This window comes from Solirhodobacter sp. (assembly GCF_964715405.1).
In genome coordinates, this window is sequence record NZ_CBAICG010000074.1 from 1 (window position 1) to 8,426 (window position 8,426).

The window sequence follows — 8,426 nt, forward strand, 5'->3', positions numbered from 1 at the left end:
TCGGGAAAGCGCGCCTCGAAAGCCTGGCGCGACATTGGGCGATCAGATTTCCAGCGGGCGGGCATGTGAGAACAATACGGAAACGCGACGCCTGCCGCAAGCCCTCGCACCACATGTTGTGGCTCCGGAGTCAGGGGGATAAGCCTTCACCATGATATTGGCTGCTCTGCTCGGCGCTCTTCGAACCGAATTCCGCCAGCCACACGCTCAGATTACCGCCTGAACCCGTTGTTCATGGCCGACTACTTGGAATCCGCCAGCCCCTCGTGCAGCACGTTCATGATCGCCAGGCAGGTGTCCAGCCCGATGAAATCGGCCAGTTCCAGCGGCCCCATCGGGTGGTTGGCCCCGAGTTTCAGCGCCTCGTCGATCGAACGGACCGACCCCACGCCCTCGTAAAGCGTATAGACCGCCTCGTTGATCATCGGCATCAGGATGCGGTTCACGATGAAGGCCGGGAAATCCTCGGAACTGGCGGCGGTCTTGCCCAGCTTTTCCACCACGCCCAGCATGGTGCGGTAGGTCGGCTCGTCGGTGGCGATGCCACGGATCAGTTCCACCAGTTGCATCACCGGCACCGGATTCATGAAATGGAAGCCCATGAACTTTTCCGGCCGGTCGGTGCGGCTGGCCAGCCGGGTGATCGAGATCGACGAGGTGTTCGAGGTGAGGATCGTCGTCGGTGTCAGATGCGGCAGCAGATCCTCGAAGATCGCCTGTTTCACGGTTTCGCGTTCGGTCGCGGCCTCGATGATCAGGTCGGACGGGCCGAGGTCGGCGAGCCGCAGCGTGGTCCTGATGCGCGCCATCGCGGCGGCCTTGACCTCGGCCGTGACCTTGCCGCGGCTGACCTGGCGTTCGATGTTGCGGTCGATCAACTGGACCGCCTTGTCAAGGCTGTCCTGGCTGATGTCGGTCATGAGGACATCGTAACCCGCGAGCGCGAAGACATGGGCGATGCCATTGCCCATCTGCCCCGCGCCGACGATCCCGACCGTCCGGATCTCCATGCCGCTATCTCCCCTGTGTCCGGCGCAACCATATGCGGCGGTGCGGCATCGGCGCAAGGGCGGGGGTTGCCGAAAATTCGCGCTAACTTGTCAGTTTAGCCAATTGGAAAGGGGCCGGGCGCAGGCTTTCCCGTGGGTGAGTCTCTATCGAGGTGGGAGCTATGGCTTATGAACGGCTGGGCGAAGGCGCCCTGGACTATTCGCCATGTCATTATGGTGCGTCGAAACTCGTGTTCCGCGGGCCGCCGCGACAGTTGGAGGGGGCCTATGTCGCGGTGCTTGGCGGCACCGAGACCTATGGGCGGTTCATCGCCCGGCCCTATCCGGCACTGATCGAGGCGGCGGCCGGGTTGCAGATGGTCAACCTCGGCTGCGTGAATGCCGGGGTGGATGCCTTCCTGAACGACCCCGACGTGCTGGCCGCCTGTCGGCGCGCGCAGGTGACCGTGGTGCAGGTGCTGGGCGCGCAGAACATGTCGAACCGGTATTATTCGGTGCATCCGCGCCGGAATGATCGTTTTTTGCGCGCCGCGCCGCCGATGCGCGCGCTGTTCCGCGAGGTCGATTTCACTGAGTTCAGCTTTACCCGGCACATGCTGTCGTCGCTCCAGGCGCTGTCGCCCGACCGCTTTGCGGTGATGGCCGCCGAATTGCAGGGGGTCTGGGTGGCGCGGATGAACATGTTGCTGGCGCGGCTGGAAACCCGGGCGGTTCTGCTCTGGATCGGCGATCGTGCGCCGCCGGAAGCGGGGGCGGCCCTGACGCTTGACCACGATCCGTTGCTGATCGACCGCGTCATGGTGGAGGCGTTGCGGCCGCGCGTGGCGGCCTATGTCGAGGTTGTGACGGCGGCCGCGGCGATGTCCCCGGATGCGATGGGAATGGCACTGGCCCCGGAGGAGATGGTCGCCGCGACGGGCCAGCCGGGGCCCGCCGTGCATGACCAGATCGCACGGGCGCTGGCCCCCGTGCTGCGCGGGATGGTGTAGCGTCGCGGCCTCAGGCCGCAGCGGGCGCCCGGCGGCGGCGGAATGCCAGAAGGGCGCCGATTGCGGCCGCCAGCATCAGCAGGCCGGCGGGAAGCGGAACGGCGGCGACGGCCACGGCCAGGAACGTGGTCGCCGTGACCTTGGACCAACTCAGCGTCAGGGTCTGCGCCTGCGACCCCGTGGGGAACATGCTGTCGAGGCTGCCATTGTAGCCCGTGATCTTGGCACCGGAATACGACGGGGTCAGCGCCATCGCCTCGACGATCGTCTTGCCGACCGACCAGGACAGCGTCGGCATCACGAGATTGCCGGCCATCTTGATGGAACCGGCCGTCGCGCCCATGATGAAGGGAAGGGCGGCATTGTTGCTGAGGAAGGTGAATGAGACCTTCCCGGCCTTGCCACTGGCGGCAATCGGGCTGGAGTAGAGGTAGTCGTCACCCTGCGCCAGCGTGTAGGCGCCGCCGTTCGTCAAGGTCACGGTTGCGCTGAACGCGCTTGTTGCCGTGAAGGCGGCAACAGCCAGCGCCGGGAGGAATTTCGGCATCGTCATGTCTTGACCTCATGCGCGGGCCCCGCCCGCAACCAATAAGAAGGAACAGCACGACCGTCAGTCGCCCCATCCCGGTTCGCTCCCCCAAGTGCATTGCATGAGGTATACCGCGTAGGCCCCTCATTTGGCAGGGATTTGTTAACCTTTGTTAAGGAATCCCGATTTGGCGCGCAGAGTGTTTCCGTCGCGCAACAGGGCTGGTGCGCTGGCTCGCCGGATTGTTCGCAGCAAGGAAACAATCGCCCCGGCGGGTTTCCTGCGCTGAGGCTTGGCGCCGGACTTGGCACCATGGCGCGAAGTGCGATAGGCAGGATCGCGAGGCAGGGAGGGAACCACCGGGCATGGGCGGCACGTTCGAGCATGTGATCATGACGCGTTTCAACCTGGCGACGCCGGGCCGCGAAAGCGCGATCCGCAATCGCCCTGGCTGGCTGGCCGAGCGGTTTGCGCTGTTCGAGCGCTACTGCCTGCCCTCGGTCGCAGGCCAGACCTGCCGCAACTTTCACTGGATCCTCTATTTCGATGCGGCGACGCCGCCCGAATTCCGCGACCGCATCGAGGCGTGCCGAAGGATCTTTCCCTTCGTGCCCTATTTTACCGGGCTTTTCCCCGCCTCGGGCTGGCCGCGCTCGATCCACGAAACCTTCGCGTTTCAGCCCGACATGCTGCTGACAACACGGCTCGACAACGACGATGCGCTGGCGCTGGACTATGTGGAACGGGTGCAGGCCGCCGTGCGGCAAGCCGGACTGGCGCCGGGGGGCTACAATTTCACCAACGGCTGCATTCTGGGCGACGGTGCGCTTTACCGGCTGGCGCATCCCTCGAACGCCTTCTTCAGCTTCCTTGCACCCTATCGGGACGAGGTGGTCACCGCGCCCTCGATCCAGCACATGGACCTGGCGCGGCATGGAGCGGTGCGCCAGATCGGCGGGCCGGGGGCCTGGATGCAGATCGTGCACGGCGGCAACGTGTCAAACAAGATCCGCGGGCAACGCATCACCGCGGCCGAGATCGACGGGGCGTTTCCGGCCGGGCTGGTGGCCGAGGTCAAGCCGGTCGGGCGCGCGGCCCGCATGATCGACACGATCGTGTCGGGCAGCCTGCGCGGCGCGCGCGACGGATTGCTGGCGGCGCGGCGGCGGTTGCGGCGCAGTTAGGCGCGACCGAAGGCGCGACGCGCGGCCTCGGGCGACAGGCGGCGGCGCACGGCGGGCGGCGGCGGCAATCCGTGTGCTGCCCGCAGCATCGCTGCGGCTTGCGCCGGACAGCCCGTCAGCAGCATCTGCACCGCCTTGGCGAGCGAAAAGGCATAGGCGCCCGGCAGCGCCGACGGGCGGAACCGGCGCACGAAGCGCAGTCGGGCGCGGGTCATGAAATAGACCGAGAAGGGCGAGGCCACGCGGCCCGGTGCCCCGGAGCCGATCGAGGCCCCCGAGCGATGGAAGATCGGCGCATCCGGGCAGAAGGCCAGCGGCAGGTCGCCGCGGCGCAAGGCCCAATCAACCTCCTCATAATACAGAAAATAATCTTCGGTCATCGGGCCCGCGGTTTCGTAGAAACGGCGCGAGGCGACCATGCTGGCGCCGTGGATGAAGGCGATGCGCGCGACATCGGGGGAGGGTGTCCCGGGGTGGGGGGCGAATTGATGGATGTTGCGCGTGACCCCGGTGCGCCAGTCGATGCGGCCACCGTCGATCTGGATCTGGTCCGGCCGTTCAAGGTAAACGACGCGATTGCCCATCAGCGCAAAGCCCCCGGCGGCGCGGGCGAGCATGGCCGGGGTGGCGGGCGGCACGATGCTGTCGGGGTTCAGAACCCAGAACCGGTCGATGCCCGGACGGGCGGCGAGATCGGCGAGGCCGTGGTTCACCCCCGCCGCAAAGCCGCCGTTCACGCCCGCCTCAAGGAGCGTCAGGGTAAACGGCGCATCGCTTGGCTGCGGGTCGCCGGGGGTGTGGATCGGCAGGGGTTTGACGCTGGCCACAAGCGAAATCGGGCTGTCGGCCGGGGCGGCGTAGGGCACGGCCCCGCTGGCCCAGCCGCTCAGCCGGGCGAGCGTATCGTCGGTGGAGGCATTGTCGACCACCACGACGCGCAGCCGGACGCCGGTGGCCGCGCGCAGGCTTTCGAGGCAGTCGAGCAGCACCGCGCCGCAATCGAAGGCGACCAGCACCACACCGAGGATCGGGTCTGGCATGTCAGGTGCTGCTCCGGTGGGGCGCCGTCATCTTCGCGTCCGCTTGTCAGGGCCGGTGCCCTCGCCGCCGGGTGGAAAGCGGCTGAAGCGAAGCGCAGGGCGACGGACTGCCGACGCGGCGGCGGGGCTTGGTCGCGGCGGGTCAGCGGTGGCCACATGTTCGGCGGCAGTCGGGCGGCGCACCGCGAGCGGCGCGGCGAGGCGGGTCCAGACCGGGGCGTCCGCAAACGCGCGCCGGAACCGCAGAGCGCGCGGGTCCGGGGCCACGGCCACGGCTTCCAGGGTTCCCTCGCCGGGGATTGCGGTCAGAAACCACATGCCTGAGCCGAAGATGAAGAAGACGAAGGAATACATCACCCCCCAGACGTCGACGGTGACGAGGGTGAAGCTGAGGCCGACGAAGCTGAACATCCAGGCGCGACGAAACTGCCAGAGCATCGGATCGGCATCGAAGTCGCGCAGTCCGATGCGCCACAAGGACCAGACGTAGCCCGAGACGATGAAGGCAAAGGCGGGTATGCCATAGCGCATGGCCACGATCAGCCAGAAATTGTCGATGCTGGGCGAGTACATGAAGGGTGCGCGCACCCAGTCGTTCAGGCCGATGCCGAAGATCGGGTGCTGGCCGACGTTGAACAGACCCCAGTCAAGGATCAGGCTGCGCCAATAAGCGGTGCCGCTGGAGAACGTCGCATAGGTCAGGAACACCTTGTAGGGCGAGCGGTTGGACACAAGGTCGATGGCGATATAGGCGAGCGCGAAGAGGCCGAGCAGCACGAGCCAGCGTGTCCGGATGGTGCGGAAGGCCCAGGCCCAGCCGATCAGCATGATCTGCAGCAAGACAGCGAGCAGCGCCCCGCTGGAGAGCGAGAGGATGGCGCAGAAGGCGCTGACCACGGCAAGCGCGTATCGCCGCGGGTTGGTCATCAGGCCCTTCATGCCGACATAACACAGCGAAAAGGCGATGGTGCAGAACAGCCCGTAGTGGATCGGGTGGGCAAAGACCGCCTGCACCCGGGTCAGACCGAAGCGCGGATCGGCCAGGGCGGGCGTCACGCTGGGGGTGAGGCCGGGCAACTTTTGCAGCAGTTCGATGATGATCGGATGGCCCGTCACCGCCTCGATCAGCGCGAGCGGCAAGGTGGCGGCGACCATGTAGAGCAGGGTGCGCGACAGGGTGGCGAACTGGTGAACGTTGCGGATATAGGCCCGCGCCAGAACGTAACCGCCGATGAACTCGATCCCGGTGGACCCCGCGTTCTGGATCACCCGGTCGGGATTGTTCACCGCAAGCGCGATCGTGGCCCAGCCGATGTAGAGCAGAAAGAGGATGTCGGTGGCAAGGATGCCGCCAAAGGCGCCGGAGAGCATCCGCACGGTGAGCGGCACGACCAGGATGAGCAGAAGGATGCGCAGGTCGGTCAGAAAGAGCGGGCCGAGCGAGAAGCCGATCGGCAGCATGACGGCCGCGAGGTAGAGGAGCACCGGGATCGGAAGGCGGCCCGCCGCAGCATCATGCGACACGCCAATGGCGCCGGGCGCCGCGGCGGCAGGTTGCGCCGTCAGGGAATGCGCGACGGTCACGGGCCTGATGCTCCTGCATTTCTCGGCGCTTTGGCCGGGTGCTGCTCTTTTCTTCGCAGCATAGACCAGTTCGCGAATCGGTGCGAGCCCTTCCGGCGAGCCTCAGGGCTGCGGGAGCAGCAGCGGCGCGCCGGCATGAACGCCGTCGAGCGGGCCGCCGGGGCGATAGGTGAAGCGCGTGATGTCGGCCGGGTTGCCGGTGCGCGGCGCAAGGAAGACGCGGTCGTAGAAGCCGGGGGCCTTCGGGTCGGTGTCCTGAATGGTGACGTTGCCCGCCACATGCCAGTCGGGCCGCTTTTCGGGCCCGGTGATCAGCATCGCGGCGTTGCCGGTGATGGTGACGTTGTCGTCCTTCTCGGACACCTCGATGCGCGGGCGCCACAGCGGCGGGTTCTGCAGCGGGCCATCGGAGGCGGCGTCGTGGATCAGCGTGTTGTTGCGGATCGTCACGCCGTCAGCCTCGCCGACGTGGATGCCGTGGATATGGGCGTTGATGATGACATTGTCGGCAATGGTCAGGTTCCGGTAATACATCGCCCGCCCGGCGCCGCCCTCGTCGACCTCTTCGTTGCGGATGAAGATGGTCTGGGTGAAGCCCCGCCCCTCGGCGTTCAGGATGTTACCGCTGATCTCGACATCGGTGCTGGGGCGGGTGGTGCCGCGGGTCCAGAACTGGATCAGATCGGCGTGGTCCTTGGACAACACCGATTTGCGGAAGGCGTGGATACGGTTGCCGGTGATGCGGAGCGACTGGTCAGCGGCAAAATCCATCCCGTCGGAACGGATGTCGTGCACGTTGTTGCCGGCGACGCGGACACGGTCGCTGTCGCGCACGACGAGGCCGCGGTAAAAGCGGCTGATGTCGTTATGCTCGATCGTGACATCCGCCGCGGTGCGGATGCTGAGGCCGATGCCGGTGGCGAAGCCATTGTCGACGCTGGTTTCGCCGGACGCGAAATCGCCCGCGAAGGTGCAGTTGCGGATGGCGATGTGCTGGCTGTCCTGAACCTCGAACGGCGGGTATTCGACCGTCTGGCCAGGCTGGAAGTTGTAGGTGAACCGGACGCGGTCAAAGGTCAGATTCTTCGCCTGCCGGATCGAAAGCCCACTGAATTCGGCCGGATGGGCCGGATCGGCCGAGACGATCGTGATCGGAGCGGCAAAGGCGACGTTGAACTTCACATATTCCGTCAGCAAGAGGCGGCCGTAATTGCCGGGGGCAAGCTCGATGTGTTCGCCGCCCTGCGCATGGGCGAGCAGCTCGACCAGCGCGTCCGGCGTGGAAATCCGGATCGCGCCTGCGGGAGCGGCAAGCAGGGCGGGCAACAGGAGGGCGGCAAGAGACATAAGGGCGCGCATCGGGAATCCGGTTCGGAGGGGTGGCGACAGGGTCGCCCTTGAGCATGAACAAACCCTTTCCGAAGCTGCGAAAAAGGCTAAGCGCACCGTGCGCCACCCGGGCGCTTTGCGCAACGGGGGGGCGGAGCGTGGTAGGAAGACGCTTCACAGCCCGGCCCTCGTGCCCGGCTTCAGTCAAGTCGAGCCCTGTCCGCTGCCAAGGAGGATGACGCCATGATCGGTGTCGGTATTGCCGCAACCTTCCCCCGTCACCCGTCCGCATCGCGGACGCCGCCGCTCGGCTTTGGCGCGGGGCTATGGGCGCTGGCGGATAGCCCCAGCTCGGCGGGCAACCAGCTGGCTCTGACCGTGACGGCCCTGCCCTATGGCGGCGGGCTGGCCGTAACGGCGCTGCAGGTGCAGATGGACAGCGGGTCGGGCTTCGGCGCGGCGGTGCCGCTGACGCTGACCGGGCGGGGGGGGCAGACGGTAACGGTGCCTGCGGGCGGGGCGACCTCGGTCCGGCTGAGGGCGGTGAACGCATTGGGCGCGGGGCCCTGGTCGACGGCGAAGTCGGCGGTGCCGAGCGCGGTGACGGCGCCAGTGTTCACGGTGGCGCCGTCCGGCGGCGTGGCCGGGCGGGTGGTCACGGTCACCTCGGGGACGGTGAGCGGAGCGCCCGCGCCGGGGCTGTCGATTGCCGTGACGGTGGGTGGCGTGACGGTGACGCCGACGGGAACGGGGCCGTGGAG

At 66.9% G+C, this 8,426-nt stretch carries 7 protein-coding genes and 1 pseudogene; 3 read left to right on the forward strand and 5 right to left on the reverse strand.

Features of this window, described 5'->3' with window-relative positions:
* Positions 1 to 245: 245 nt before the first annotated feature.
* Positions 246 to 1,010, reverse strand: a pseudogene (locus AC11WY_RS18695) (3-hydroxybutyryl-CoA dehydrogenase); the annotation flags it as partial.
* 161 nt (positions 1,011 to 1,171) lie between these two features.
* Between AC11WY_RS18695 and AC11WY_RS18700 the strand changes: the two are divergent.
* Positions 1,172 to 1,999, forward strand: coding sequence for a DUF6473 family protein (locus AC11WY_RS18700; RefSeq protein WP_482928292.1), 828 nt, complete (start codon positions 1,172 to 1,174; stop codon positions 1,997 to 1,999).
* Positions 2,000 to 2,009: 10 nt separating this feature from the next.
* On the opposite strand, the gene AC11WY_RS18705 is transcribed toward AC11WY_RS18700, so the two are convergent.
* The gene (locus tag AC11WY_RS18705) at positions 2,010 to 2,546 is read right to left on the reverse strand and encodes a hypothetical protein (RefSeq protein WP_482928294.1); all 537 of its coding nucleotides are present in this window, start codon (positions 2,544 to 2,546) and stop codon (positions 2,010 to 2,012) included.
* Positions 2,547 to 2,920: 374 nt separating this feature from the next.
* Between AC11WY_RS18705 and AC11WY_RS18710 the strand changes: the two genes are divergently transcribed.
* Positions 2,921 to 3,712 (forward strand): glycosyltransferase, encoded by a 792-nt coding sequence (locus AC11WY_RS18710; protein WP_482928296.1) that lies wholly within the window; start codon positions 2,921 to 2,923, stop codon positions 3,710 to 3,712.
* Here AC11WY_RS18710 and AC11WY_RS18715 read toward each other — a convergent pair.
* The 3 genes from AC11WY_RS18715 to AC11WY_RS18725 all read right to left on the reverse strand — a co-directional run bounded on the left by AC11WY_RS18715 (position 3,709) and on the right by AC11WY_RS18725 (position 7,695).
* A complete protein-coding gene (locus tag AC11WY_RS18715) occupies positions 3,709 to 4,752 on the reverse strand; it encodes a glycosyltransferase family 2 protein (RefSeq protein ID WP_482928297.1) in 1,044 nt (347 codons plus the stop codon). The two genes, AC11WY_RS18710 and AC11WY_RS18715, sit on opposite strands and share 4 nt — an antisense overlap.
* Positions 4,753 to 4,779: 27 nt before the next feature.
* Positions 4,780 to 6,336 (reverse strand): O-antigen ligase family protein, encoded by a 1,557-nt coding sequence (locus tag AC11WY_RS18720; protein WP_482928298.1) that lies wholly within the window; start codon positions 6,334 to 6,336, stop codon positions 4,780 to 4,782.
* 102 nt (positions 6,337 to 6,438) lie between these two features.
* Positions 6,439 to 7,695 (reverse strand): right-handed parallel beta-helix repeat-containing protein, encoded by a 1,257-nt coding sequence (locus tag AC11WY_RS18725; RefSeq protein WP_482928299.1) that lies wholly within the window; start codon positions 7,693 to 7,695, stop codon positions 6,439 to 6,441.
* 213 nt (positions 7,696 to 7,908) lie between these two features.
* Between AC11WY_RS18725 and AC11WY_RS18730 the strand changes: the two genes are divergently transcribed.
* On the forward strand, positions 7,909 to 8,426 hold a 518-nt coding region (locus tag AC11WY_RS18730; RefSeq protein ID WP_482928300.1), incomplete at its 3' end, for a hypothetical protein.

Bases quoted from the DNA above. Each gene is read 5' to 3' on its own strand.
- AC11WY_RS18700 (WP_482928292.1), top strand. From the start codon at position 1,172: ATGGCTTATGAACGGCTGGGCGAAGGCGCCCTGGACTATTCGCCATGT.
- AC11WY_RS18705 (WP_482928294.1), bottom strand. From the start codon at position 2,546: ATGCCGAAATTCCTCCCGGCGCTGGCTGTTGCCGCCTTCACGGCAACA.
- AC11WY_RS18710 (WP_482928296.1), top strand. From the start codon at position 2,921: ATGACGCGTTTCAACCTGGCGACGCCGGGCCGCGAAAGCGCGATCCGC.
- AC11WY_RS18715 (WP_482928297.1), bottom strand. From the start codon at position 4,752: ATGCCAGACCCGATCCTCGGTGTGGTGCTGGTCGCCTTCGATTGCGGC.
- AC11WY_RS18725 (WP_482928299.1), bottom strand. From the start codon at position 7,695: ATGCGCGCCCTTATGTCTCTTGCCGCCCTCCTGTTGCCCGCCCTGCTT.